Source organism: Streptomyces halobius, assembly GCF_023277745.1.
Lineage (GTDB): Bacteria > Actinomycetota > Actinomycetes > Streptomycetales > Streptomycetaceae > Streptomyces > Streptomyces halobius.
This window is the reverse complement of the sequence record NZ_CP086322.1, coordinates 2,007,383-2,032,588: the sequence shown is the minus strand read 5'-3', so window position 1 is coordinate 2,032,588 and position 25,206 is coordinate 2,007,383. Positions and strand designations below refer to the sequence as shown.

Below are 25,206 nucleotides of genomic sequence, written 5' to 3'. Positions count from 1 at the left end.
CCCCTGAACAAGCCCTCTGAATACGGCGCGACCGACAAGCGGCCGACGCCGAGAAGTTCCCAACAAGATAGGAGATCCGCGTGTCCACACGGTGCATTACCCCTGCCCTTCGAGGCCGACGGAGCGGCGGCCTGGTGGCGGGTGCCCTCGCCACCACCTTCCTCACCGGCATGTCGCTGATCGGCTCCCCCGCCCCGGCTCGCGCTGCCGACGGCAACACCTACTTCAAGACCGAGCAGGAAGTCTTCGACTTCCTGAAGCAGGGCGCGCCCCTGAACCAGAAGGAAGCGATCAAGGGCTACCCGGTCCAGGGACAGGACTCACAGCAGGTCAAGCTCGACGACGTCGAGAAGGCCTACCCGCACGACCAGGCGCTCAAGGACATCCCGACCAAGCTGGGCAGCCGATTCAACCTCCCATCGACGATCACCACCGAGGACCCCGACATCCGCAAGAGCAGCAGCGACGACAGGGAGCCGTGGCTGAGCAACTGGGACGCCAAGTCGATGTGCGGCCAGCCCAGCCATAAGCCCGGCGGCGAGCCGATGCCGTGCGGCTTCGTCGGCGTGCTCGACGAGAAGTACCCGGTCATGCAGTCCTCGACAAAGGTGATGGGCAAGGGGGAGTTCTCCTACACGACCCAGGCCACTATCGGACAGGACAGCAGTATGACCAGTGGCTGGTCCGTCGGCGGAAAGGTCACCGCAGAACTGACGACCCCCGGCACACCGGGCGGCGGCAAGGCCGGCACGGAACTCAACTTCACCTACAGCGAGTCGACAACCACCACTAACAAGTGGACGAACTTGATCCGGCAGACGAACACCTATCAAGTCCCGGACCGCGTCAACGGGTGGGTCCAAGGGCGCGCCATCGGCGGTAAGTACATCGGGTACGTCGTCTACAAGCTCGACTTCACGAACGCCGACAACAACCGAAAGCAGAAGATGGTCCTCATCCCGGCACGTGTCCTGATACAGGCACCTGGCAGCTCGGTTCCGATGTCATGGGTCAAGCGCCAGGATTAGCAGAACACCTCCCCTGAACCACCTGGGGTGGCCCCGCGTCCCTGCGACGGATTCGCACGGGGCGGGGCCACCCTGCGGCGACGTCCCATCAGACCCTGCCCCGTTGGGCACGTGGCGCTGGGACACCTGCGGAGCTGACGCTGGTGTGCGGGCTCGGGTGCACGCCTGTCACGTCCTAGTAGGACTCCGTTAGGTCTTCCTGTTGTGCTAGATCAGGAGCATGTTGGGTGTGTGGATGCACTTGAAGTGAACCGGGTTCGGGCGAAGTTGGCGTTGTTCGTGGAGGATGTGTTCGCCTCAGTACCGCGCAAGGACCAGCGGGCCAAGGGCGACTGCTATCTGCGGGGTCTGATGCTGGAGGGTCGCCGCAAGTCCGTCCAGGCCATGGCTTTGCGGCTGCCGGACGGCAACGAGCAGAACCTGCAGCAGTTCGTGAACCAGTCCACGTGGGATCCCGTGCCGGTGCAGCGGCGGATCGCCGAGCGGATGCTGCCACTGATCGGCCCGACCGCCTGGGTGATCGACGACGTGTCGGTGCCCAAGGACGGCCGGATGTCGGTCGGGGTGGCTCCGCAGTACTGCGGAGCGTTGGGGAAACGGGCGAACTGCCAGGTCGCGGTCAGCGTCCATGCCGCAACCGACACCGCCTCCTGCCCGCTGCAATGGCGCCTGTTCCTGCCCAAGGAGTGGGCTTGGGACACCGATCGGCGGGCCAGGACCCGCATCCCGCCCGAGGTCACACACCGCGAGAAATGGCGCCTGGCTCTGGACATGCTCGACACGCTCGCCACCTGGAGCATGACACCACCAGTCGTGGTGGCCGACGCCGCCTACGGCACCAACGCGCACCTGCGGGCGGCTCTGTCCGACCGCCAACTCGCCTACGTGCTGGCCGTCCGCGCTGATGTGACCGCCCACCCCTTCGACGCGAAACCCGTGACCCCACGCCGCAACGGGACCGTCGGCTGCCGGCCCCAGCCCCGATACCGGGAACCCGCACCGTCCGTGGCAGCTCTCGCCTCAGGCCTTGGGCCGGATGCCTTCACCCCCGTGACGTGGCGGCAAGGCTCGCGAGGGGAGTTACGTTCCCGCTTCGCCGCCGTGCGTGTACGCCCGGCCGGCAAGGCAGTCGAACGCCCCATCCGAGCCGCCGCCTCAGCCGAACAGGGCTGGTGGGACGGAATCCTGCCCGACTGCTGGCTGCTGATCGAATGGCCCGAAGACAGCGAGGAACCCACAAATTACTGGCTGTCCAGCCTACCGGCGCACACACCCATCGCTGACCTGGTCCGCCTGGCCAAGGTCCGCTGGCGCATCGAGCACGACTACCGCGAACTCAAGCACGGCCTGGGCCTGGACCACTTCGAAGGCCGTTCCTGGCCCGGCTGGCACCACCACGTCACCCTCGTCACCGCCGCCCACGCCTTCCTCACCGAACAGCGCCTGGCCCCAAAAGTGCCCACGCCGGTCTCACCCTCTACCAAGTACTCGACGCCCTCCAGGACGTCTTGAGGTGCTGGACCGGCATCTGCACCACCTGCCAACAACGCCTGCCCACCAGGACACACATGACACCAAGATCGAGACAGACCTAACGGAGTCCTATTAGGGCAGAGCCAGACGTTACCGGCCCGCTCGCCTACCCAGCGAGGGTGAGGTGTGCCGGCAATCGACGCCACTCCTGGCATAGCGACCGCCGTCGCTTGAGACGGCGGTCGTCGGCGATCCGGTGGCCAAGCCAACCGGGTTCCACCGGCCGGCGGCCTGAGCCGCGTTCCGCGTAAGAACGATGGTTCCCGCGTTGCTCCCCTCACCGTGGCGTAAGTGCGGCGGCTCATGGATGCAGCCCGCATCGACCCTGCCGACCGACAGACCTGGTCCTGCTGGTGACGACGGCACCATGCAACCGCCCGCCTGTGTCACTGCCGCCGCCGCACCACCACGGATCACGAACCACAACTACATGGCACACCGTCAGCCAGATAACTTTAGAAACAGCACCCTGACCAGCACAGATACCGAAAACGCTGCTGGAGTACCAAAGCTGTGCCCGCTCGTTCACCGACCGTCCAACTCCAGGTTGCTGCCCCTCGTTTGCCGACAAGGCCAGGTCAACGCATTGCCAGCGACTGCCCCATGGCCGTTGCCAGCGACTGCCCCATGGCCGTGCGGGCACGCCTTCTCCATCCCCGTGGAAGGCTCGCAATGCGAGCCGCACCTGGCGGAGACAATCTGGCCGGCGGCTCTCCTGATCACCCGCGTGGACTACGGAGTCTCCCTTGAGGGGGCACCACTTCACCTCTCGGAGATCTACTTCCAACTCGACGCGGATGGCCTGCCGGTGAGCGAAGGTCCCGGCGATCCGCTCCTGACACCCTCCTGCGTGCCTGTCGAGCGATCTGGCGATGTCCCACGTCGCCTTCCGCCACAGCCCCTCTCCTCCTCGCTCGTATCAGCTGGCGTGTACCACGCGAGCCACCCCTCGCTGGCCCCCGTCGGGAGCTGGTGACACACCGCCGCTGACGCGCCGCGACCGTCGTCCCGGCGGTTCGCCTTCTTCGTGGACGACGACCGGTATCAAAGCCAGACGGCGTGGACCCGGCCGCGGCTTCGGTGGGACCTTCGCTGTTCATGCCTGGGGTTCCGCCGGTTCATCGCTCCGGCCCCGTATATGAGGGCCCGGGGCCTGGAAGGTCAGGCCCCGGGCCACAGGAAGAGCGGGCCCACGCGGAGCGGGGGTTCTCCGCGCAGGCCCGCAGTCTTTAGGCAGAGGTGGTACCGCGCTCCCGGCGCCGGCCGAGGGCAGCCAAGGCGCCGAGGAGGGCCACCACCACCACCACGATGGCACCGATCCAGGCCAGCGCGGTGACATCCGTCCCCGAGTCCAGGAATTGCGATCCGGACCAGGAGCCCAGGGCGTTGCCGAGGTTGAAAGCGGAGGTATTGGCGGCCAGAGCCAGCGCGGAACCACCGCCCGCCGCACCGAGCACCCAGGACTGCAGCGGGGGCACCAACGCACCCGACGCCAAGCCGATGAGGAAGACGGCGACCGGCACGACAACCTTGGACCCGGCAACGAAGGAGAGTACCGACAACGTCACGGCCAGCAGGACAAGCATGCCGCCCAGTGTGCCGCGAAGGGTGCGATCAGCCAGTTTGCCGCCCAGTGCGTTGCCAACGAAGCCGCCGAAGCCGAAGACGAAGAGCAAGATCGTGGCCACTCCTGCACCGAATCCGGTCACGTTCTGCAGCAGCGGCGAGATGTAGCTGTAGAGCATGAACCAGCCACCCTGGGAAACCGCGGTGACCGCCAACGCGCATAGCACCTGTGGACGGCGCAGGATGCCCAGCTCGCTGCGCATGGAATCGCTCTCGCCACGGCCCAGTCGGCCGGGTACCAGGAGGGAGAGGGCGGCGAACCCGACGACGGCCGCGCCGGCCACGCACCAGAACGTGGCCCGCCAGCCCCACTCCTCACCGATCGCGGTGCCGATGGGCCCGCCCAGCACAGTGGCCAAGCCCAGCCCGCCTGCCACCCAGGCGATAGCGGAGGCCCGACGGTCCGGCGGTGAGAGGCGCACGGCGATGAGGATGCACACGGCAGCGAAGGTGCTGTGGGTCAGTGCGCCCAGGGCACGGGCGCTCATGAGCATGGAGAAGGATGGCGCGAGGGCTCCGAGAATGTTTGCAACGGCGAATACGAGTAGCAGGATCAGCGCCAGCACCTTGGGGGGACGCGCGCGGTGGCAACGGTGACGATCGGCCCGCCAACGGCCACCGCGATCGCATAGGCACTTAGCAACTGGCCCGCACTGGCCACCGAGACGTGCAGGTCATCGGAGACGTTGAGCAGCAGACCGATGAGGGCGAATTCCGCTGAGCACAGGGCGAACACCGAGAGCGACAAGGCCGCCAGTGCCGCAACAGGGAACGTCGAGCGCGACGGCTCGACGGCCGTTAACTCGATGTCCGTTAACCCGCCATCCTGTGCACTCCGGTCGGTCTGTGGCATGGATGAGGCCGACAAGGTTGTACCTCCTTGCCCGGTTCCGCGAATGAAAGACACGCAGCAAGCCAGGCGTCGTTATCTATATATGTCATTTACGCCATGAGTCGCATCGACCTATGGCCAACCTTAGCCCTATGCTGTCCGACCATGTCAAGCATGTTGGATCTCGCCACCCTGGGCTTCCTCTACGAAGAGCCCCTTCATGGCTACGAGTTGCGCACCCGCATCACTCGGCTGACCGGTCACGTCCGAGCGATCAGCCATGGCACCCTGTATCCGGCCATCAAGCGCATGGAGAAAGCTGGCCTGTTGGTTCGCGAGTCGCAGCCCGGTGCCGCGGCCGCCCCCCGGCACATGTTGAGCCTCACCGATCAAGGCAAACAGGCCCTGCTGGAACAACTCCGCAAGCCCGACGATCCCTTCATCACCGACGAGAACCGCTGGTTCACGCTCCTCGCCTTCCTGCGCCACCTGCCGGATCGGGAGGCACAGGCAAACGTGTTGCGCCGGCGCCTCGCCTTCCTCCGGGAACCGAGCAGCTTTTTCTACAGCGGGGATCGCCCCCTGAGCATCAAGGATGTCGACGACCCCTTCCGACGCGGCGTCCTCACCATCGCCAAGGCCACCTCGCAGGCCGAACTCGCCTGGCTGGAAGAGACCATCGAAGCCCTGAGCCCCCACTAGACGGGATAGGAGAGACTCTGTGCGAGCCATGCCCCAGGACGAATGGCGCTCATTCGTCCTCACGGGAACACGTACCGGCAAACTGGCCACCAACCGCAAGGATGGCCGCCCGCACGTCACCCCCGTCTGGTTCCTCCTCGACGAGGAGGCCGATGGCCAGGTGGTCTTCACCACCTGGCACAAATCATTGAAGTACAAAGCGCTATGCCGCGAACCGCGCTTCTCCCTGTGCGTCGACGACCAGGAGCCGCCCTACGGCTACGTCACGCTGGAGTGCACGGCCGAACTCACTGACAACCCAAGCGAGTTGCTCTCCTGGGCAACCCGTATTGGAGCGCGCTACATGGGATACGACCACGCTGACGCCTACGGGCGACGTAACTCCGTGCCAGGCGAGTACCTGGTGCGCGCCACTGTCGACCGCGCCATCGCCTTCCACGGCATCGCAGACTGAACCACCATCCAGCAGCCGTTCCGCTCGCGCGGTGCTCCCGCCGCGCGAGAAAGCTCGTCGTCGCCAGGCGGATCTTCCGGCATCCATCCCCTGTAGTGCCCTCGAAGACCGGGTACCGTTCGCCTCAGAAGCGGATCGCGTACCGAATGGCCGACGAAACGGCCACTTGGCTGCCTCCCGCGGCGCCGGGCTCGCACACTCCTTGAACCGAGGGCGACCCTGACCGCCGCCATGCCGGATCGAGCCTCTGGCCTGGTCGGTGGAATAGGGCGGACCGCCGGTCGGGGGAATGATCGTCGGATGCCGAGCAGTGGGCCTGACCAGCCACATTTTCGTCGGTGCGCCGCTTAGACTGGCCAATGGCCAGAACCCCACAGAACCGCTCTGGGTGTCGCTCATTGAAGTCACTGCGCTCACGCGCTCGCAGGACGGCATCGCGCACGTCCTGCCACATAGTACGTGACGCCGACGGTGACTATGGATCCGCAGAACCACATCTCGTGCCTGTTCCGGGCGTCGCGCCCTGCGAGGGATTCGAACTCACGGCCAAGTACCGGCGGTCTACCGCTTCAGCTCGATAACCATCTCGATCACCAGCTGCCCCCCATTGGTCATGGTTTCCACCGATCCCCATGGTCTGGTTCCCCCGCCGGGGATTCGAACCTGCGCGAAGGCACGGCCACCACGCGGGCGTCGCGTTCAAAGCGAGACGGCCACCGCCACCACCAGCGACCCACCGCTGACCCGCGACGATGCGGCTTCCCATGTTTTGGGGCTCCTGCCCAAGACGAGAACCTGCGGCTTACGATTTTGGGAGCGATTGAGGTCGAGGCGTGCTGGGCCTGGCGGTTCAGCTGGTGGTTGATCAGCAGGCTATCTGCCGGACGAGCGCCAGTTCGGTGCTGGTCTTGCGGCGGGTGGCCCTGCGGGCGGAGCGGTCGGAGACCAGCCCGGCGATCGCGAGACGGGTCTCTGCGTAGGTCTCGCGCCGGTCGGTAAACCGCTGGAGCGGCCGCCACTGCTTGAGTTCGGTGTTGGCGTGCTCGACGCGGAACCGCGCCGAAGACTGGCGGCGGCGCTGAACGCGAAGCAGTCGACGGCATCTCCACAGCCTCGCTGCGGCAACCACACGGTCGAGCCCGCGCAGACAAATAGCGGGTGTCACACGATTGAGTGATGACGGCCCCGGCGCCCCTGAGTACCGTAGAGATAGCAAATGGACTATTGGAGTAGCTCCAGCTCGGTAGTAAGCGGCGTAATCCGTGGGGAATTGGTCCAACTCGCCCCTCGGACACTCACCCCAAAATCGCCTGGTCAGTGCGCTGACCAGGCGATTTGCATAAGGGTTCGACCGGGCGCTCGAAGTTCGGATACGTGACTCTCGGCAGAGCAGCGTGCTGACCTGGACTTCCTTCCGAGCGAGGCCGTGGGGGTTCGTGTCGGGTTCATGTGAAGATTGTGTGCGTTCGAGGCGTGCTTCGCTGCGGTGTCAGAGCTTTGACCTGCGAACGCGGTCCTCAGGGAACTCGCGTCGCGCGACGCCCACCTGCGCGGCACCAGGCCGGAAGAAGTCTCCACACGATCAAGCACCAGCCAACTCTGGCCCGTCGGCGGCCACCTGTCATCTCGTTTCCGGCAGCCCGGCGAGGGTCATGAGAGCCACGCGGGACGACGGGCCGCCCGTTGAGCGGCCCGTCGCGGTCCCCAGTGAGAGAGACCCAGCGACCGGCCGGGGGAGTCCGGCCGCTGGGAGACATCGGCGACGGCGGGCGTCGCCGCCCCGGCCGACCTCAGCGCCGGGGCAGCAGCGCCCCCGCGCCAAGGGCCATGACCAGCAGCAGACAGGCGGCGCGCGGCGGCGGACCGGACGCGGGCCTCGGGCAGCCGTCCACGGTCGATCTTGCCGTTGGGCGTCAGGGGCAGCCGGTCGCTGAGCTGGTGCTACTTCGCCCTCGGATTCAACTGGGAGCTGAACTGGCCAGACGACCCATATGCGTAGCGATCGTCGGCTGTTCCGCCGGGGCGGTTCTGGTTCATGCCGGTCGCTCTGCGGGCGTTCGAGGGTTCGCCGGCCTTCGCGCTGGGCCTCGATTCTCCCTGAGGCAGCCACAGCTCACCCCGCATCACCGGCATGTGCGTAAGGTTCAAGTCCCCCTCGGACACCGACCATTCACCAACATCATGCGGGTCGGGAGTGATCCCGACCCGCATGATGCGTTGTGCGGGCTCGTACGTCATGCGTAGCCCGAGGGCGCGGTACAGCCGGTTCCTTCTCCACGACCGGCAGCAAGGCGGTCCAACGGCGCGCGACGGTGGCTTGGGAGACCGTTCCAGCTCAAACGGCCTTGCCCCGGTAGGGAACTGACGTTGACTCAGGCGTCGCTACCGAGCAGGGCCGCCCTCGTGATCAAGTACAGCGAGCCGAAACCTCTGTAAGCAGGCCTCCAGGGACAGTGGTCGTTCTTATCCGGGCAAGTCTGCTCGGGTGTCGGTCGTGCTGAGGTTGTCGCCGCGCCGACGGTCCGCGTCGAGAGGCTCGGGCTGACCGGGCACAAGTCAGCAGAGGCCGTACTACAGCCGGGATGGCCGCCGGTGTGTGGCGGGCTGGGGAGGGCTGAACAGGGCCGGGCGAACCGGCCCCTCTACCCGATTCTGTCACGGCCAGCCTTGCTTCACCTTGGCGGGGGCGGTGTTCCAGCTCTTGGGTATGAACGTGATCAGGTAGGTTCCGCGGTCGAAGTCCGCGTACCCGGCAGACCAGTTCCGGAACTTGCTCTCGTATACGTGCATGGGGCCCAGGTCGCTATTGGGTGCGTGATAGTGGTTGCCGTGGGTCCATATGGTTTTGTCGGCATCCGCTTCTGTTTGAGCCCCAAACCAACCGTAGTCGAAATTGACCCAACCTTCGCCAGGATTGGCGGGACTGCGCGGAATATTTCTGTCCTTCGACATGTCGACCAGGCCTGTGCCCTGGTCGGGGCGGAAGGCATCCGGGTCGCCGTACTTCCTCTTGTCAGAGGAGCCCCATTGGTCCTGCCCGCTCCAGAAGTGCTTCGAGTAGATCACCGCCTTCATCTTGGATGGGTCGTAGTTGCCTCCATCCCTTTCTCTGAAGGACGGTGTGTTCCTCAGCGCCGAGTAAAAGTTCGAGCGGCTGTCCTCGTAGCGCAGAGCGTCATTCTTGTTCCCGAGCTCTGTCTTGAGGTTGTCGATGTACGTACCCTCGTCGTGGGAGTTTTCCAAGGCCTTGTTCATGATGGACGCCACATCACGCGCCCGCTTGAAACCCTTCCTCTCGTCGAAGGCGTCCTTGGCGATGCGTCCCTCAAACTCCGCATACGTTTCATTGGGTCGGGGTCTGGTGTTTTTCAGGTCGTTCTTGTACTTGTCCTCGTCGAAGAACGCGAACGCCAATTTGTTCGTCGGGTAGGGGCCCGTATTGACCCAGGTGACGCCAACACAACCGTAGGACAGCTTATCTCGCTGCTCTGCGGTCATTTGCTGTTGTTTGCCGTCGCGGTGACTGTAGACCTGCTGCCACTTGCGTATGTAGTTGTTGACGACCGTAGTGGCCCTACCTCCGTAGGCTCGGTACGCGTCAGGCATCCTGTTGAGCGGCTCGGCGGGAGGTATTTCCCTATCGCCGACAAAGTCGGGGGCCCGGAAGAACGCGCTGGCGCTCGGCGGCAATTCCGCCGGAGACTTGCCAGGTTGACCCAGAGTCAGAGCTCTTTCGTTCAGTGCGTTGATATTCTTGACGTCATCCGCCGTCAGGCCGTGCGTTTCGGCGTAGGACCCCTTCTTTTCCCCGTGGCCGCTGCTGGCGGCCTGGCTGACCGACGGCATGAATCCAGCGGTGCACATGACCGCACCCAAAGTGGCGAAGGCAAGAAATCTCTGACGTTTATACATGAAAATCAATAACTCCCTTGTGGTGAAATCTCATGAAACGAGGGCATGTGAGAGAACGACGCAGTGGAGGGGTTTGCGGCGAGCTGCCGCTCAGGGCCTTGGCCGAGCTGTCCTGCGTCGCTGCGCCGGCGGCAGGAAGGCCGCCGCGATGCGGATCGAGATGCAGTAAATGCGGGAGACGGCGGTGGCGGTGCGGTCGTCGCCGGTGGCTCGCTACATCAGGGTCGTCGCCGAGGCGACGACGCGGGCCCGGTCCGGGTGGTCGGGGTCCCCGTAGCGGACCTCGACGCGTGGGTGGGAGCGCATGAAGTCGGTGTCGACCAGGCGGACCTGACTGGGGTGGTCGACCGTGCGCACGGCGATGTCCGTGTCGAGGAAGAAGCTGAACTCACCCGTGGCCGGGGCGTAGACGAAGAACTTGCGGCCCTCGAACCTCTGCTGCGCGACGTTGTCCGTCAGGACCAGGGACCAGAGGCCCGCACAGTGGCCCGCGGGACACATGAACTGGAAGTCGGCCCGCAGGCCGTCCAGTTCCATCCAGCGGAAGGGGTTGTCGTCGTTCGCGTTGATCGTGGCAGCGGTGGCGGCGGTCGCCGGGGCGGTCGTATCCGGGGCGGCCGCCTGGGCTCCCTGGGCGAGGGGCAGGGCGAGGGCCGCGGTCACGGCGACGGTGGTGAGGGCGCGGAAAGCGGTTCGACGTATCACGTCTCGGCTCCTGGATGAGTGATCAGGTTGATACGAGCAGTGATCATGTCTCCGTATTAGCTCCCCGACAACGTCATGGCTTTAAAACCGGCCAATCTGTCACGTAGGACGGTATCTGGCCATGCGTCCGATCCGGCCCAGCGTCGGGGATGCGATGCGGCAGCGTTCCCCTGCTCCTGGTGTGTGGTTCGCGTCGAGGCCGGTGCCGATGTTGTCGGGAATCCGACGGTGCGGTCGATGACGCGCCCGTTTCGCCCTCGTCGCCAAGGCTGTCACTGCCCTCGCCTTCTACAGAAAGGCTGGTAAAGCCCCGTGAATAGACCTCCAGGCGTTGCCTTCCCGGTGGGGATTGCGCCGTGGGTCGTGTGCGGACGGGCACGGGATACCGTCTGTGCATCGGCCTTCAGCCAGCGGCGGACCGTGGATGCGGACACGAAGGCCGCCGATGCCGCGCACGATGGCCTCCCGGCCGGTTCGGGAGCTGACCAGGGCGAAAGCGGTGCGCTGCTCTCGGCGGGCAACTGGCAGGCCAGCGCGGTGACCTGGGCTCGCTGCAGAGGCGTGAAGGCGGCCGGGCGTCCCGGGCGGCGGCGGTCGGTCAGCCCGGCTATGCCCTGGTCGTCGAACCGGTCCCGCCAGGTCCGCACGGTGTCCAGGTGCAGGCCGGTTTCTCGGGCCACGCGCGCGTTGGAGCGTCCGCGCGCCGCGTGCACGACGACCTGCGCGCGCATCCGCGGCCGGTGCCCGGTCTTGTGGCCGTAGGCCATCTTCTTCAGCCGCTCGCGCTCGGCGGCGGTCGGGGCTATCGGGCGAGCCGGAGCAACGGGCATGAGACGAGGACTGGTCGGAGAAGTGGATTACTGTCGCGCGGACTTGACGATCCGCGGCGTGACGGCAGAGTCGAGAGGGTCGGCGCCGAGTTCAATGCCGTCTCGGACGATGTGGGTGCCTTTCTCGGCGATGTACACCATGCCGTCGTCCAGGAGAGTGCCGTCCATGTCGGTAACGACGAGCCGCTGTCGGGGCATGCGGTGGACAGGTGCCGTGAGCGGTGCGGTGAAGTCATGGGAGACCTGTGAGAGTGGAAAGGGGCGGGATCCGCCCGGGTCACTGGTCCGCGGTGGGAAGCGCCGATTGGACGATGAGTGAGCGGAGTTCTTCCACGGCGCGGGTGCGTGCGCCGGCCAGTTCGGGTGAGGCCAGTGCGGCGGCGGTGACGGGGACGGGCCGCGGGGTGTGGCTGAAGTGGTCGTCGATCGCGGTGACCATGCGAGGGTGGCCGCCCCATTCGCCCCCGATGACGATCATCTGCGGGTCCGCGAGGGAGACGGCCGCGGCCAGCACTCCACCGATCGCGCGGGCGAGGGCGGTGCAGGTCTGCTCTGTCTGCTTGTCGTCTCCGTCAAGGAGCGCCTGGAGGGCGGTGACGTCGATGGCGGTGGAGGCGGGCCGGCGCAGGCCGAGGGCGGCGAAGACCTCCGTGAAGGGCATGGCCGTTTCGTCGGGGCCTGCCGTACAGAGGTGGGCGATCTCCCCGACGAGTCCGTGGTGGCCGCGCCGGACGGCGCCGTCGTTGACCACGGCGCAGCCGAGGCCTTCGCCGAGGTGGAGATAGATGAAGTCGTCGACACCGGCGGCGCAGCCGGCGTGGTGCTCGGCGCGGGCGGCCCAGTTGACGTCGTTGTCCACCAGGACGGGACCGGTCACGCGGGTGGCCAGGACGGCGGGCGGGTCGAGGTCGCCGACGAGGAAGGGGGCGTCGGGCAGGTGGACGAGCCGGCCGGTGGTGCGGTCCACCGGGTCGGCGGCGCTGACCACCGCGGTGCGCAATTCTCCGGTGGTCTGCTCGGCCAGTCGGCCGACTGCCGCGGCGAGGGACTCGGTGGCCAGCTGCACTCCCGCGCTCGGCCCCAGTGCGGTGTGCACCTCTCCTTGGACATCGCCGAGCGCGTCGACGGCTTCGGCCACCACCTCGTGCGGCGTGATGCTGGCCACCAGTGCGGTGCCGAGCTGCGGGGCGAGTGAGTAGTACGAGCCGACGCGTCCTCGCCCGGTGGTGCGTTCACCGGTGTCGATGACCAGGCCGGCTTCGCTCAGGCGTCGGACGCTGTCGGAGATCGTGGGCTTGGAGATGCCGGTGCAGGCGGAGATCTCCGCCCGGGTCAGGCGCGGGTGCGTCATGAGGGAGCGCAACACGTTCTCATCGGTCAGGGCGCGCAGCATCTCCAGCGACGGTTTCCGTGGGGCCATGAACGCCATGCTAGTAAGGACTCTTGCCCAAATGTTCGGAGGAGGTTTACCGTCATATTCAGTAAGGAGCCCTCACCAAAGGAGTCGAGCGATGACGCTCGCCGCCGAGTCACACCAAGCACCCGTCCTGCCGCACTGGGAGGAGACCCCGGACGACCTCGGGGCCGCCATCCGCGAGATCAAGCCCGCACTGCGCGCCCGCATCGAAGCCTCGGGCCGCACGGTCCAGGAGGTGCTCGCGATCATCGAAGAGCACATCGAGACCCGTATCGCCGAGATCGAGGCCGAGCGGGAACGCGGTGAGGAGGTGTGGCCGGTCCTGGACTACGACGCGATCCACGACGGAACCGTCACGCCGACGGACATGGCCAAAATCAAGCGGCGGGGGTGCCTCGTCGTACGCGGCCACTTCCCGCGCGAGCAGGCGCTGGCCTGGGACGCCGACATCGTCGACTACGTCGGGCGCAACGGGTTCTTCGAGAACTACGCCGGTCCCGGCGACGACTTCTTCGGCAGCGTCGGCTCCAAGCCCGAGATCTACCCCGTCTACTGGTCCCGGGCCCAGATGCAGGCGCGGCAGTCCGAGCGCATGGCCACGGTCCAGTCCTTCCTCAATTCGTTCTGGAAGCACACCTCCGACGGCACGCAGTGGTTCGACCCCGACCGCGATGCGCTGTACCCCGACCGCATCCGCCGCCGTCCGCCCGGGACGGACTCCTCCGGCCTGGGCACCCACTGCGACCCGGGCACCCTGGACCTGTGGATGACCGAGGAGTACCAGAAGGCCTTCCGGCACCTCTTCGACGGCTCCGCCGAGAAGTACGACCCCTGGGACGCCGCCCACCGCACCACCGGACCCCAGTACCCGGGCTCCACCATGTGCTCCGCGTTCCGCACCTTCCAGGGCTGGACCGCACTGTCGGACATGGACGCCGACCAGGGCGTGCTGCACACGGTGCCGATACCCGAAATCATGGCCTACTTGCTGCTGCGGCCCCTGCTGCCGGACGTCCCCGAAGACTCCATGTGCGGCGTGACCGTCAACCAGGTCTTCCCCGTCACCAAGCGCTGGCACCCGATGCTGTATCGAGCCCTGACCCCGATCCCCGACGTGCGCGCGGGCGACTCGGTCTGGTGGCACTGCGACATGATCCACAGCGTGGCCCCGGTCAAGGACCAGAAGGGGTGGGGCAACGTCATGTACATCCCCGCCGCCCCCTGGTGCCCCCGCAACGAGCGCTACGCCGACGAAGTCCGCGCAGCCTTCCTCACCGGCTCCAGCCCCAGCGACTTCCCCTCCGAGCACTACGAGCGCACCTGGACCGGCCGCTCCACCCTCGACGACCTCAACCGCATCGGCCGCCGCGGCATGACCCTGGACTGACATCCCGACCCGTTCTTGCACTACGCCCGCACCAAGCACCACACCGCTGCGACCGCGTCCGTACCACCCTCAGTGAGTCCGGCTCCTCAGCCGCCCACACCCCATGCCCCACCGCTCGGCAGGTACGGAATGCCGTTCCTGATGTCCGTGACAATCGTCCGGCGGTCAGTGGCGTGCTCGACCTCATCGCCGATCTGTGGATGCTGACGGCCGCTCATCGTGCGGCCTCGATCGCGTCCAGCGCTGTCGTCCGCCGCCGGTGAGGAGTCACGGGATCCTCCCGACGACAAGGGCGCTCGGGGCGGGCCGGGCAGACTCGTCGAACGTGGTGGCTGTACGGCCGCCGGCTTCGATGACGCGCTGTTGGAGCAGCAGGCGGTGCGTGGCATCAGCTGCCGGCCTCTCCCAGGTATGCACCAGGCACAGCACCTACCTCGTAGCGGTAGGCGGTGACGTATCGGCCGTCGTCGGCGGTAACGTCCTCGCGGACTGACACCTCCGCCACCGAAGCGGCCGGGAAAGCCGGGACGCCGTGGCGCTGTGCCATGGCGCACATGGAGCCGGTGAAGAGCTCATCGATGCGATGCTTTGAGAGGAGGTTTGGTGAAGATCCCGGTGGCTGCTAGCGGGATCTGGCGCGTCGGCGGTCATCGAGAGGCCATGGCCGAGCAGGTCAGGGCAGCAAGTTGAATAATTGTCTGATTTTCGCCTTGCGGTGGGTGACGGGACGGACGCCGGGAGAACAGGTACCTTACGGCCACCCCCTCCCCGTACACTCCCGCAAGGATCACGCGTGCGCGAAATCACCGTGCCGTCCCTGGAGACAGCGCCCCGTGTCGGCGGCCTTGCCGATTCGGTCTTCGGCCATGCCGAGAAGACACCGGACAGGGTGCTCTTCGGCCGCAAGGTGGACGGCCGGTGGCGGGATGTGACCGCTAACGAGTTCCGCGACGAGGTACTGGCCCTTGCCAAGGGGCTGCTCGCCCAGGGCATCCGCTTCGGCGACCGGGTGGCCGTCATGTCCCGTACCCGGTACGAGTGGACGCTCTTCGACTTCGCCTTGTGGAGCATCGGCGCCGAGCCCGTCCCCGTCTACCCCACCGCCTCCGCCGAGCAGCTCGCCTGGATCCTGCACGACACCCACGCCCAGGGCTGCGTCGTCGAGCACGAGGACCATGCGATGACCCTCGCCTCGGTCATCGACCGGCTTCCCGGGCTCACCCGGGTGTGGCAGCTCGACGCCGGCGCCGTCGACATCCTGGTGGCGGACGGCGAGCGGATCGGCGACGACGTGGTGCACCGCCACCGGCTCGCCGTCACACCCGACGCCGTCGCGACCATCATCTACACCTCCGGCACCACAGGACAGCCCCGGGGATGCGTCCTCACGCACGGCAACTTCATGGCCGAGTGCGACAACCTCATCGCCCGCTGGCGCCCCATCTTCGAGCCTCCGAACGGCGATCAGCCGTCCACCCTCCTCTTCCTGCCCCTCGCCCATGTCTTCGGACGGATGATCCAGGTCGGGGCCGTCCGGGCCGGGGGGTGCCTCGGCCACCAGCCCGACATGTCTGCCGAGGCGCTGTTGCCGGACTTCGCCGCTTTCCGGCCCACCTTCGTCCTCGCCGTCCCCTACGTCTTCGAGAAGGTCTTCAACTCGGCCCGCTTCAAGGCCGAAACGGAGGGGAACCTCGCGGCATTCGACCGGGCCGTGGACGTCGCCGTCCGCTACGCGGAAGCACGGGAGCGGTCCGCCTTCGGCAAGGGACCCGGACCTTCCCCGGCGCTCCGTCTGCAACACCTCTTCTTCGACACCTTCGTCTACGGCAAGGTGCGCGAGGCGATGGGCGGCCGGGTGCAGAACGCCGTGAGCGGCGGCTCCACGATGGGCCGCAGGCTCGGACTGTTCTTCGAGGGAGCGGGGGTGACCATCTACGAAGGCTACGGCCTCACCGAGTCCACCGCCGCCGCGACCGCCAACCCGCCCGGCGAGGTCCGCTTCGGCACCGTTGGCCGTCCCGTCCCCGGCATGAGCCTGCGCCTGGGCGACGACGGTGAGATCATGCTGCGCGGGGACACCGTCTTCTCCGGCTACCTGGGCGACTCAGAGGCCACGGCGCAGGCCCTGAAGGACGGCTGGCTGGCCACGGGCGACCTCGGCTCCCTCGACGAGGACGGCTACCTCACCATCACCGGCCGCAAGAAGGAGCTCATCGTCACCGCCAGCGGCAAGAACCTGTCGCCCGCGATCCTCGAAGAGCGCGTACGGGAACACCCGCTCATCGAGCACTGCATCGTCGTCGGCAACGACCGGCCGTTCGTGGCCGCCCTGGTGACCCTGGACCTGCAGGCGCTGGAGCAGTGGCTGTCCCTGCGCGGCAAGCGGCCGTTCGACATCGCATACCCGGACCCGGACATGGTGCGCGACCCCGACCTGGAAGCCGAGATCCGCAGGGCGATCAGCGCCGCCAACACCCTGGTCTCGAAGGCCGAGTCCATCCGGGCCCACCGCATCCTGCCCACCCCCTTCACCGAGGAGAACGGCCTGATGACGCCCTCGCGCAAGATCAAGCGCCGCGCGATCGAGACGGCCTACGCCCGGGTGATCGATGCCATCTACGCACGCTGAGCGCGCCGAATCCAGCGCAGCGGCGCGGTGGGGGCCCCAGCCACCGGCGGCAGGGGTGGCTGGGTGGCTCTCGACGAACGACTGCGTGCGGGACAGCTCGAACGCAGACTTCCCAGGGCGGCCGTCTCATGCGTCGAAGCCGGGCTGTCCGTGCGGGCCTCGTCAGTTGTCGTCAGTTGTGGGGTGCCGAGGACCTCGACAGCAGGACGCGTCCGCTCCCGCCCGCGCACAGCAAGCCCGTCACCATGAAGACGAGACTGAGGGCGGGGCCGGAGGTCCAGTCGACGTGGGCGGCGCGGCAGGCCAGGACGACGGTCATGGCGGCCGCGGTGCCCGGCAGGGCGAGGAGGGCGGGGCGGGTTCGGGTCAGGTCGTCCTCGGCGAGAGCACCCAGGACGCCGACGCCGAGGGCGAGGGCCCACACGCCCAGTGCCTGTGCGTCGAGGCGGTTGGTGTTCCAGGGGACGAAGTCGGCCCAGAAGCCGGGGCGGATCAGCAGGCCGGTGCCGATGCCCAGCCATGCCGAGCCGAGTACGGCCATGGGTGGTTTGGACCAGCTGGGCAGGGGCACGGCGGGGGCGTTGAGCGGTTCGGCGGGGACGAGGTGTTGCAGGGCAAGGGAGATCACGGCCCATACGCACAGCAGGCCCAGTACGAAGAGCCAGCCCAGGCTGAACAGCACGGAGAGGACGGTTCCGCCCTCGGCGACGTACAGCCGGCCGACGTTGAGCAGGCCCACGGTGAACAGTCCGACGAGGGCGATGGCCAAGGGGTGGAGAAGCGTGCGCGCTTCCTCCCAGCGCCCCGCCCGCCTGACGGCGAACAGGCCCGGCGCGGTCCCCAGCATGGCGGCGCCGATCAGGCCCGGGGTCAGCGACTCGGGGGATGGCCAGGCGCCGAAGACGTGGCCGGTGAGGCTGACGGCTGTCAGGAGTGTGCCGACGAGGAGGCTGGTCACGGCCACCGCGGTGGCGAGCATGGCCACTCCTGCGGTCAGGCGGCGTCCGCCGGAGGCGGCCGTGCGCGCCGTGGCCGGGGGCACGGACACGGGTGCCGGGGTGCCCGGCTCGGCGGATTCGGGGGTGTTGGATGCGTCGGTTTGATGCGGCATGAGGAGGGCTTCCGTTTCCGGGCGGGGCGGCCTGGGGAGCGTGCGGACGGTTCCGGTTGCGGCGATGTGCCGGGGCGGGTGACCGCGTACCGCGGTGCGCGTCACGGGATGGGTGAGGCGGTGGGGGAGGTGGGCCGGGCGACAGGAACGGCGGCCCGCTTGCGCAGCTCGCGGGCGTACATGACACGGAGGCTCACCACCGAGGTCGCCGCGACGGCGAGGAGTCCGCACCCGATGGTGACGCCGGCGGACAGCGCCGTGTGGTGGTCGAGGCCGAGGGTGCGCTCGAAGACCGGGGCCGCGCCGACCGACAGCACCGGGGCCAGACACAGTGCCGTCAGGTGCAGCCGCCACTCCTCCCGGGCCCAGGTGCGCCCCTGCCGCCCCGCTCGCCGAGCGCTGGTGACCATGACGACGTACGTGACGGCGTACGGCAACAAGTAGGCGAGCAGCAGACGCCGCCCCGTCGCTCCGAAGTCCAGGTACGAGGAGGCGATCCAGGTCAGAGCGGCGGCGCCGGCCAGGTGGGCCGCGGCCAGCACCGGCAGCGGGGCCCACGACCCGGACACCCCGTCAACCGTCGTGCGCCGGTCCAGGGTGCGCGAGGCGATGAGAGCGCCGAAGGCGACCACCGACCCCAGATGCATGATCGCCACCTGGTTGATCTCGGCCATGGACAGCCCCGGCAGCAGCAACGGCAGACCGCCCCACTCCAGGCGCAGCAGGGGCGCGGTCAGCAGAAAGCCGTAGCACAGCAGCATCCACCGCTGGTGCAGGTCCGGAAAGCCGCCGACGGCGGCCAGGATGCCGAAGGTCACACTCAGCACGGTGCCCACCAGTATGGTGGCGAGCACGATCCAGAACGCCGCCCCGCTGAAGGCGTCTTCGGGAGCGGTGCGCACCAGGTACAGTCCGGCGCCCGCCATCGAGGCGTACACCGTGACCGCGAAGACCACGCCGAGCGCGTGGTGCAGCCGGGTACGCCGCCGCGCTGCCGTCAGCAGCTGCGCAGGGCCGAGGAGCATGAGTACGCCACCGAGCACCGAGTGCAGGATCATCGGCAGCAGACTGTGCCGGTAGGGCTCGATCCTGGTGGCCAGGGCGTCGGCGACATAGCGCGGCGAGACGGCGCGGGACAGCAGCCACTCGCCGAACGCGGGGGCGCCGGAGCGAGCGTACGGCCACAGTTCGGTCATCGCGATCGGCGCGTAGGCGACGCACACGACCGTCACCGCGATCGCAGCACCACGGCGCCAGGTCCTTTTCGTCGGAAGACGCACGGCGACCTCCTGCTCCTGGCCGCTACACGGCCAGCCAATAGTCCATGTTGGACTATCGAGACGGTAGAGCGAACCGCCGCCGAGGTCAACGGTCCATGGCCGTCAGGAGCCCGCCGTACGCTCTTCCCGGCGCCGCACCCACTTCCAGAAGTCGACCATCATCCGCTCGTAACGGATCCCGAACTCCAGCGCCTCGCGCTGCCCCGGCTCCAGCAACTCCCCTACCTCGTCGGCGAGTTCCTCGTACGAACGCAGGGTGCGCCGGTGCTCGTCCAGCTGAACCGGGGCCAGCACTTCCGGTCGGCCCCCGAACCACAGCTTCAGGATGCCGCGTTCCCTCGCCTCCACCGGCACGAACTCGGGATTGTCGAGCCACTCCTCAAGGGCGGCCTGGCCCCGCTCGGTCAGCGCCAGCACTCTGCGGTTGCGTCCGCTTTCCTGCCGTACCTGCGACAGCAGACCCGCTTCCAGCAGCCGGTCGCACTGCGCGTACACCTGCGCGTGCGGCACCGACCAGAACGGCGCCACCGTCCGCGCCGCCTCCCCCTTCACATCGTAGGCACTCGCCTCGCCCAGCTTGTCGATGATCCCGAGCACCAGGTAGGAGGAGGTCGTCAACCGCACGTCAGCCATGGGGTGACCGTATCGCCCCCAGGGTGCGGCAGCGGGGCCGCCGTGGTGCGGGGTGTACGGCATTCCCGCGCCGGTCGGTCCGCCGAAGGCCGTCCTGGTTCCCCGAGCCGAACGGGAGCGTCCAAGAGCCGATGCTCCCGCCCGAGAAGCCCGATCGCGGCAGGGCACGCGTACCGAGTCCCGGCAAGGCGGAGCGCTGGAACCGTGTTCGCTGCAGACCATGTCCACGGACGTGAACTCACGGATCCCGCCCGCGTGCCGTTGTGTCGATCAGTCACGCGTGAGCGTGCACGTGAGGTGGAGGGCCGCAGATGACACCGACCTTTTCCGGGCGGCTCGGGCGGCTCCGCCGTCCGGATCCTCGCAGGTGGTGTCCTCGCTCGCCATCAGCGCGCTGGCGGTGCGGAGGCCGCCGGGAGTGGCCGCGGCGGACATCAGCCGGGCGGCGGCGGCAGCGCCGGTCTCCGGCGGGATCACCAGCAGGTCCCAGCGACCCGCGGTGCAGGAGAGGAGGACCAGCCTGTTCGGGGCCTGCTCTTCGGCGAACCAGCCCACGTGCACCGTATGCCCGGTCACCGGCATCTTTCGCGGCACCACGGGCCAGCGAGTCGGGTTCACCGTGACATGAGTGATCCGGCCCCAGCGCGCGTCCAGCACGTCGGTCATGGCTCGTCTTCGACGTTGGGCTGAGCATGGGTGGTCAGCGGCGCGCGAGTTGCCGCTCGCCGCCTGCGCCCGCCTGGTAGGTCATGTCGTAGTGCTGGAAGATCGCTTCCTCTGCCTCGGCGGGCAGGATGTCATCCATACCGACCGAAGGCGCCTTCTTCACCAGCGCCTTGGCGTAGGAGACCTTGACGTAGTCCGGCCCGAGGGTCGCGTCGTCGAGGGGGACGAAGGCCAGGCGGTGACGGGTGGGGAGTCCGGCCCGGACCGTGGCCATGGCCGGTTCGTCGGTGGTGGTATCCACGTAGATCGCTTCGAGCACGCCGATCTTGTGGCCCTTCGGGTCGAGGACGTTGTGGTTGCGCCACTCACGGACATCGGCTGCATGGATCATGGCTTATCCTCCTGAGCCGTTCCCCCGGGCGGGTGCGAGCCGTCCACGAGTAGTCGCCGCACCGCCGGGACCGGTAGCCCTTTGCCCTTCCAGGGTATTGGGGAATCCCTGCGTCGCACCCTCGCGCGGTGACGGTATCTACCGTGGTAGTCGACAGGCATGCCGACGCAGCCCTCCAGCACAACAGGCCGTCCATCTCTGTTCGGGCGGCTACACCGGGTAATCAGCCGTTCACTTGTCGGAGGCGGATGGAGACGGAGCAGCGATCTCGAACTGTTGCCGCGTTCCCTGGGCTCGCTGCGCTCGGATTCCTCACGTTGGTGCCGCTACTGATCATTGTCTCCTCGGTCGATCCCGAGCACGGGCAGGGGATTGCGCATTGGCTCGGCGAAGGGCTCGACGTGTCCACGGCCTCCGGAGAGGAGGTCGAGGAACTGTTCACCCTGCCCGGCCAGGCACTGCAGACCACGACCGCGTTCGGCATCGCTGCCCTCACCGTCTTCGGCCTGACCTTCGGGGCGGCGGTGCAGACCGGCTATGAGAGGGTCTGGGATCTTCCGTCGGCTCGCTGGTGGGCCAGGTGGCGGCATGTTGGTGTGGTTCGGCGTCCTCACGGGATACCTCTTCGTCTCCGCGACCACGACGCCGCTGCAAGTGGCCCGGCCGGTGGGTTCGCCGCGTCGCTGAGCGCCATCTTGTTCTTCTGGTGGTCGCAACGGACGCTGCTCGGCGGGCGGGTTGCCCGGCGTGCCCTGCCCGGCGCGGTGGCCATCGTGATCGGGTCGCTCGGTCTCAGGGGCTTCTCCCGGCTCGTCTTCTCGCCGTTGATCGCATCCAACGCTGTCACCTACGGCGCGTTCGGAACCGTTCTGGTCATCCGGTCCTGGCTGGTCGGCGTGGGCGTTGTTGTCTTCGGCGGTGCGCCGGTGGGCCGCGTTCTGCACGGGGAGTTGCCGCGCCTGTCACACGCGCTGAAGCGGCGCAGGTGAGGGCGGGTCGAACACATGAGTCGCTACTTTGATTCGCTACGGCGCTCGGCATCACGGGCCGCGCGCTGGAGGCGCCGTTCGGTGGCGCGGTGCTGCTGGTGCGCCTCCGTTGGCCTACGACGCTGTGGTGGGTCCCCGACTGCGGGGCTGATCCCGGGCCCAAGGGCCTCATCCGCAGCTGTTTCGCTGGACTGCACCGCTGTCGCGGTCCAAGCGGCGCAGAACAGCAGCAGCCTGGCCACGAGGTTGATCCACAGGAGGACGGCGACCGGCACAGCGAAGGCGCCGTACATGCTCTTCACCGCGACGCCCTGCAAGTAGCCGGTCAGCAGCAGTTGGAGCAGTTCGAAGCCGACGGCACCGATCAGACCGGCGACCACGACCGCACGTCGGCCGGGATGGACCCGCGGCAGCCGGGTGAGCAGGTAGATCAACAGCAGGAAGTCGACGAGCAGGGCGGTGCCCAGGCCGCCCAAGAACAGCAGCACCCGACCTGCCCCGCCCTCTATCCCGACCCTGTCGGCGGTCCAGCCGACCGCAGCGTTCGCGAACACCGAACTGCCGATCGCGACCAGCCCGACCGCGCCGAGCCCGACCAGCACACCGGCATCCCTGAGCTTGAGCAGGAACGGATTTCCCGGGGCCTGTTCCCTCTGCCATACCGCGCGCAGGCCCCCGCGCAGGTGGCCGACCCAGTTGATGCCGATCACGAGCAGCAGCGCGCCCGCGATGAGCCCGACGGTTCCCGCGTGCGCGACGAGGCTGTCCAGGTCGAGCAGGCTGGAAAGGCCCGGCGCCTGCTCGGCGATCTCGTTCTGGAGTGTCCCGAGCTGGTCGTCGCTCAGCAGCTTGGCGCCGATAGCCGCCCCGACGGTTATCAGGGGGAAAAGCGCGATGAAACTGGTGAAGGTGATGGCGGCGGCGAGCTGAGCCCAGTGGACCGTGACCAGTCGCTCGCACGATCGCCACATATGCGTACGCATCAGCCGTGCGATCACCGGAAGCTTTGTCGGCCAGTCCATGATGAACACCTGATCTCAGCGTATCCAAGACGCCAGAAGTGGCATCCGGTACGTGCTGCCGGGGTCGTGGCCGCGGTACGCGGGTGTCGCTCGGCGCCCGGCGCTCGGGAAGGGTGTTCATGGACCTCCATGACGACCCTGGCCAAGCCCACGTCAACCCGCTGATCGCGGCTATTCGCGCGAGCTGCCGGATGAAGCGCGGTTGCGTTGTCACAGCCCTGTAATAGACCGCCTTGCCGGGCGGGGGAGCCGGTTTAGGTCTCCGGCGTCCGGCAAGAGGCGCCGGACGGGAGCCTCATGGGTGATGGAGTGGCCGTCGCCCGGCTCCTTCCCCCACACCTGCCGGTTCTTCCGGCATACGAGAGGAACGAGCACCACGTGAGCGAGAGCGCGAAGCACTCGGACGACCCGAACTACGCGAGGAACAAGCGGCGACTCGTCTTCGGCCTGACCGGCGGAGTGGCGGCACTGGCCGTGGCAGCGACCGCGGTGGCGGCCTCCACCGGTGGGGCCGGCACGAGCGGGGACTCGTCCGCGCAGTCCCTGAAGGTCATGAGTCTGAACACCTGGCACGGTGGCGCGAAGGTCTCGGACGGGGTCAACAAGATCGCACACCAGGTCAAGTCTTCCGGCGCCGACATCGTCGCCCTGCAGGAATCCTCCAGCCCGGTCGCCAAGGAGATCGCGGGCAAACTGGGGTGGAAGTACCACACGGCCAGCGGCACGGACGTCGATGTCATCAGCAAGAAGCCGATCGAAAAGACCGACTCGTTCTCGAAGAAGTCCTCCGGAGCGAAGGCGATCGCCGCGAAGATCCAGGGCGTGTGGGTGTACTCGATTCACCTCGACTACACGAAGTACGGCCCGTACAACGCCTGCTTCGACGAGGACGGCTACCAGCAGATCTACGCGGACGAGGCGAGCCGCAAGGCCCAGGCCCAGGACATAGCGGAGTGGACCGGCTCGGCACCGGCGATCGTCGCGGGAGACTTCAACACGCCCTCCCACCTGGACTGGACCGAGGGGACCAAGGCCAAGCACTGCAACTCGGCGGTCGAATGGCCCGCGACCAAGGTCTTCTCGGACAAGGGGTTCAAGGACTCCTACCGTGAGCTGCACCCGAGCCCTGCGAAGGTGCCGGGGAACACCTGGTCTCCCGTGACGAAGAAGAACAGTGACTACGGCAACAAACCGGAGCCTCAGGACCGCATCGACTTCATCCTGCACAAGGGCGGCTCGCTGAAGCCCGTCACGTCCCACACCTTCGGGGGCGGCTCGGGCTGGCCCTCCGACCACCTGGCCGTCCTCACCACCTTCCACCTCTGAGCGACCACGCCCGCCTTCGCAGCAGTGACGGTGTCTCACCAGATACCGACCGCCGCCTCGGGAAGGCGGCGTGGAACACATCCACCAGGCTGGGGCCGTGGTCTGCCTTTCCCGCTCGGCCACGGCCAGTTCGGCCTGGACACGGTCAGCTTCCTCCCGCAGCTCGTCCACCCGACGACGTGCAGCAACGAAGTGGGGAGCCACCCTGTCTGATGGCGTGTGACCCGCCGCTGTTTGAGTGGCGGGCTGGCTGGCGGAGCAATCAGCTTCTGGACGGGGGTAGCGGTTCTGCGTCGGTATGCCTGCGGGACCGGAGGGCGGCGAGGCCGAAGGCCAGTCCTCCGGCGATGAACCAGGGGTTCCAGAGGGCCAGCGTCCAGGCCCGCTGCTCCGCGCTCACGGAGAGGTCCAGGTGCGTCGTGCTGGTCAGCAGCAGCACCTCGATACCGATGCCACGGGCCAGTAGGAGGGCACCGACTCCCCACCCCAGACACCTGGCCAGCAGAGCGGGAACGCCCCGGAGCCTGCACCGGGCAAGCAGCCATGCCAGCAGGGCGCCGAGGAGACAGAGCACACCCACACCCCACAAACCGGCTATGACGAACCACGGCGGGCGCTCGGTGGCCAGCGGACCGGCGGAGATGCTCAGCCCCACATCACCGCCGACGGCCCAGTAGAAGTGCACCCCGGCGAACGCGGCCGCCCACACGCATGCGATACGCCCCCACGACGT

The 25,206-nt window shown here is 67.6% G+C and carries 23 protein-coding genes and 1 pseudogene; 8 read left to right on the top strand and 16 right to left on the bottom strand.

The window, feature by feature from the left end:
• The first annotated feature begins 80 nt into the window (after positions 1-80).
• Positions 81-1,028, top strand: a complete 948-nt coding sequence (locus tag K9S39_RS09610; RefSeq protein ID WP_248862917.1) for a hypothetical protein — start codon at positions 81-83, stop codon at positions 1,026-1,028.
• 231 nt (positions 1,029-1,259) lie between these two features.
• Positions 1,260-2,540, top strand: a complete 1,281-nt coding sequence (locus tag K9S39_RS09605) for an IS701 family transposase (RefSeq protein WP_248862916.1) — start codon at positions 1,260-1,262, stop codon at positions 2,538-2,540.
• Positions 2,541-3,790: 1,250 nt separating this feature from the next.
• Here K9S39_RS09605 and K9S39_RS09600 read toward each other — a convergent pair.
• Together K9S39_RS09600 and K9S39_RS09595 are read right to left on the bottom strand one after the other, a co-directional pair.
• Positions 3,791-4,753, bottom strand: a complete 963-nt coding sequence (locus tag K9S39_RS09600; protein ID WP_248862915.1) for an MFS transporter — start codon at positions 4,751-4,753, stop codon at positions 3,791-3,793.
• The gene (locus K9S39_RS09595) at positions 4,741-5,055 is read right to left on the bottom strand and encodes a hypothetical protein (protein WP_248862914.1); all 315 of its coding nucleotides are present in this window, start codon (positions 5,053-5,055) and stop codon (positions 4,741-4,743) included. Before K9S39_RS09595 ends, K9S39_RS09600 begins: the two co-directional genes overlap by 13 nt.
• A 138-nt stretch (positions 5,056-5,193) precedes the next feature.
• Here K9S39_RS09595 and K9S39_RS09590 point away from each other — a divergent pair, with 138 nt between their 5' ends.
• A complete protein-coding gene (locus tag K9S39_RS09590; protein WP_248862913.1) occupies positions 5,194-5,721 on the top strand; it encodes a PadR family transcriptional regulator in 528 nt (175 codons plus the stop codon).
• Between the two features lie 28 nt (positions 5,722-5,749).
• The gene (locus tag K9S39_RS09585) at positions 5,750-6,175 is read left to right on the top strand and encodes a PPOX class F420-dependent oxidoreductase (RefSeq protein ID WP_248868671.1); all 426 of its coding nucleotides are present in this window, start codon (positions 5,750-5,752) and stop codon (positions 6,173-6,175) included.
• 865 nt (positions 6,176-7,040) lie between these two features.
• On the opposite strand, the gene K9S39_RS09580 is transcribed toward K9S39_RS09585, so the two are convergent.
• The 6 genes from K9S39_RS09580 to K9S39_RS09555 form a co-directional block, all read right to left on the bottom strand.
• Positions 7,041-7,304, bottom strand: a complete 264-nt coding sequence (locus K9S39_RS09580; protein ID WP_248862912.1) for a hypothetical protein — start codon at positions 7,302-7,304, stop codon at positions 7,041-7,043.
• A gap of 1,526 nt (positions 7,305-8,830) precedes the next feature.
• A complete protein-coding gene (locus K9S39_RS09575) occupies positions 8,831-10,087 on the bottom strand; it encodes a protein-glutamine gamma-glutamyltransferase (RefSeq protein ID WP_248862910.1) in 1,257 nt (418 codons plus the stop codon).
• Positions 10,088-10,300: 213 nt separating this feature from the next.
• Positions 10,301-10,792 (bottom strand): hypothetical protein, encoded by a 492-nt coding sequence (locus tag K9S39_RS09570; protein WP_248862908.1) that lies wholly within the window; start codon positions 10,790-10,792, stop codon positions 10,301-10,303.
• 272 nt (positions 10,793-11,064) lie between these two features.
• A complete protein-coding gene (locus tag K9S39_RS09565; protein ID WP_248862907.1) occupies positions 11,065-11,622 on the bottom strand; it encodes a helix-turn-helix domain-containing protein in 558 nt (185 codons plus the stop codon).
• A gap of 27 nt (positions 11,623-11,649) precedes the next feature.
• Positions 11,650-11,790, bottom strand: a complete 141-nt coding sequence (locus K9S39_RS09560; RefSeq protein WP_248862906.1) for a hypothetical protein — start codon at positions 11,788-11,790, stop codon at positions 11,650-11,652.
• Positions 11,791-11,899: 109 nt separating this feature from the next.
• A complete protein-coding gene (locus tag K9S39_RS09555) occupies positions 11,900-13,042 on the bottom strand; it encodes an ROK family transcriptional regulator (protein WP_248862905.1) in 1,143 nt (380 codons plus the stop codon).
• Positions 13,043-13,133: 91 nt separating this feature from the next.
• Here K9S39_RS09555 and K9S39_RS09550 point away from each other — a divergent pair, with 91 nt between their 5' ends.
• Complete coding sequence (locus tag K9S39_RS09550) at positions 13,134-14,426, top strand: DUF1479 domain-containing protein (protein ID WP_248862904.1); 1,293 nt, start codon at positions 13,134-13,136, stop codon at positions 14,424-14,426.
• 388 nt (positions 14,427-14,814) lie between these two features.
• Here K9S39_RS09550 and K9S39_RS09545 read toward each other — a convergent pair whose 3' ends face one another.
• Positions 14,815-14,973 carry a hypothetical protein gene (locus K9S39_RS09545; protein ID WP_248862902.1) on the bottom strand — a complete coding sequence of 53 codons (159 nt, stop codon included), beginning with the start codon at positions 14,971-14,973 and terminating at the stop codon, positions 14,815-14,817.
• A 246-nt stretch (positions 14,974-15,219) separates the two neighbouring features.
• Here K9S39_RS09545 and K9S39_RS09540 point away from each other — a divergent pair, with 246 nt between their 5' ends.
• Positions 15,220-17,055, top strand: a complete 1,836-nt coding sequence (locus tag K9S39_RS09540; RefSeq protein ID WP_248862900.1) for an AMP-dependent synthetase/ligase — start codon at positions 15,220-15,222, stop codon at positions 17,053-17,055.
• Between the two features lie 172 nt (positions 17,056-17,227).
• On the opposite strand, the gene K9S39_RS09535 is transcribed toward K9S39_RS09540, so the two are convergent.
• The 5 genes and pseudogenes from K9S39_RS09535 to K9S39_RS09515 form a co-directional block, all read right to left on the bottom strand.
• Positions 17,228-18,166, bottom strand: coding sequence for a hypothetical protein (locus K9S39_RS09535; RefSeq protein WP_248862899.1), 939 nt, complete (start codon positions 18,164-18,166; stop codon positions 17,228-17,230).
• 101 nt (positions 18,167-18,267) lie between these two features.
• Positions 18,268-19,446, bottom strand: coding sequence for a DUF2306 domain-containing protein (locus tag K9S39_RS09530; RefSeq protein WP_248862898.1), 1,179 nt, complete (start codon positions 19,444-19,446; stop codon positions 18,268-18,270).
• 102 nt (positions 19,447-19,548) lie between these two features.
• The gene (locus K9S39_RS09525; RefSeq protein ID WP_248862897.1) at positions 19,549-20,079 is read right to left on the bottom strand and encodes a PadR family transcriptional regulator; all 531 of its coding nucleotides are present in this window, start codon (positions 20,077-20,079) and stop codon (positions 19,549-19,551) included.
• 270 nt (positions 20,080-20,349) lie between these two features.
• Positions 20,350-20,760: pseudogene (locus K9S39_RS09520) on the bottom strand (DUF5994 family protein); the annotation flags it as partial.
• 19 nt (positions 20,761-20,779) lie between these two features.
• On the bottom strand, positions 20,780-21,136 hold the full coding sequence (locus tag K9S39_RS09515) for a PRC-barrel domain-containing protein (RefSeq protein ID WP_248862896.1): 357 nt from the start codon (positions 21,134-21,136) through the stop codon (positions 20,780-20,782).
• 248 nt (positions 21,137-21,384) lie between these two features.
• Here K9S39_RS09515 and K9S39_RS09510 point away from each other — a divergent pair, with 248 nt between their 5' ends.
• Positions 21,385-22,125 (top strand): ribonuclease BN, encoded by a 741-nt coding sequence (locus K9S39_RS09510; RefSeq protein WP_319949548.1) that lies wholly within the window; start codon positions 21,385-21,387, stop codon positions 22,123-22,125.
• A gap of 23 nt (positions 22,126-22,148) precedes the next feature.
• Here the strand turns inward: K9S39_RS09510 and K9S39_RS09505 are convergent, their stop codons facing one another.
• On the bottom strand, positions 22,149-23,147 hold the full coding sequence (locus K9S39_RS09505; RefSeq protein ID WP_248862895.1) for a YihY/virulence factor BrkB family protein: 999 nt from the start codon (positions 23,145-23,147) through the stop codon (positions 22,149-22,151).
• Positions 23,148-23,525: 378 nt separating this feature from the next.
• On the opposite strand from K9S39_RS09505, the gene K9S39_RS09500 reads away from it, so the two are divergent.
• A complete protein-coding gene (locus K9S39_RS09500) occupies positions 23,526-24,473 on the top strand; it encodes an endonuclease/exonuclease/phosphatase family protein (protein ID WP_248862894.1) in 948 nt (315 codons plus the stop codon).
• 262 nt (positions 24,474-24,735) lie between these two features.
• Here the strand turns inward: K9S39_RS09500 and K9S39_RS09495 are convergent, their stop codons facing one another.
• Positions 24,736-25,182, bottom strand: a complete 447-nt coding sequence (locus K9S39_RS09495) for a DUF3995 domain-containing protein (RefSeq protein WP_248862893.1) — start codon at positions 25,180-25,182, stop codon at positions 24,736-24,738.
• Between the last annotated feature and the right edge of the window lie 24 nt (positions 25,183-25,206).

What these genes read in the sequence shown, in the direction of transcription:
- K9S39_RS09590 (WP_248862913.1), top strand. Translation starts at nt 5,194, where the DNA reads ATGTTGGATCTCGCCACCCTGGGCTTCCTCTACGAAGAGCCCCTTCAT.
- K9S39_RS09525 (WP_248862897.1), bottom strand. Translation starts at nt 20,079, where the DNA reads ATGGCTGACGTGCGGTTGACGACCTCCTCCTACCTGGTGCTCGGGATC.
- K9S39_RS09515 (WP_248862896.1), bottom strand. Translation starts at nt 21,136, where the DNA reads ATGATCCATGCAGCCGATGTCCGTGAGTGGCGCAACCACAACGTCCTC.
- K9S39_RS09550 (WP_248862904.1), top strand. Translation starts at nt 13,134, where the DNA reads ATGACGCTCGCCGCCGAGTCACACCAAGCACCCGTCCTGCCGCACTGG.
- K9S39_RS09535 (WP_248862899.1), bottom strand. Translation starts at nt 18,166, where the DNA reads ATGCCGCATCAAACCGACGCATCCAACACCCCCGAATCCGCCGAGCCG.
- K9S39_RS09555 (WP_248862905.1), bottom strand. Translation starts at nt 13,042, where the DNA reads ATGGCCCCACGGAAACCGTCGCTGGAGATGCTGCGCGCCCTGACCGAT.
- K9S39_RS09560 (WP_248862906.1), bottom strand. Translation starts at nt 11,790, where the DNA reads ATGGACGGCACTCTCCTGGACGACGGCATGGTGTACATCGCCGAGAAA.
- K9S39_RS09545 (WP_248862902.1), bottom strand. Translation starts at nt 14,973, where the DNA reads ATGGCACAGCGCCACGGCGTCCCGGCTTTCCCGGCCGCTTCGGTGGCG.
- K9S39_RS09505 (WP_248862895.1), bottom strand. Translation starts at nt 23,147, where the DNA reads ATGGACTGGCCGACAAAGCTTCCGGTGATCGCACGGCTGATGCGTACG.
- K9S39_RS09575 (WP_248862910.1), bottom strand. Translation starts at nt 10,087, where the DNA reads ATGTATAAACGTCAGAGATTTCTTGCCTTCGCCACTTTGGGTGCGGTC.
- K9S39_RS09565 (WP_248862907.1), bottom strand. Translation starts at nt 11,622, where the DNA reads ATGCCCGTTGCTCCGGCTCGCCCGATAGCCCCGACCGCCGCCGAGCGC.
- K9S39_RS09510 (WP_319949548.1), top strand. Translation starts at nt 21,385, where the DNA reads ATGGAGACGGAGCAGCGATCTCGAACTGTTGCCGCGTTCCCTGGGCTC.
- K9S39_RS09585 (WP_248868671.1), top strand. Translation starts at nt 5,750, where the DNA reads ATGCCCCAGGACGAATGGCGCTCATTCGTCCTCACGGGAACACGTACC.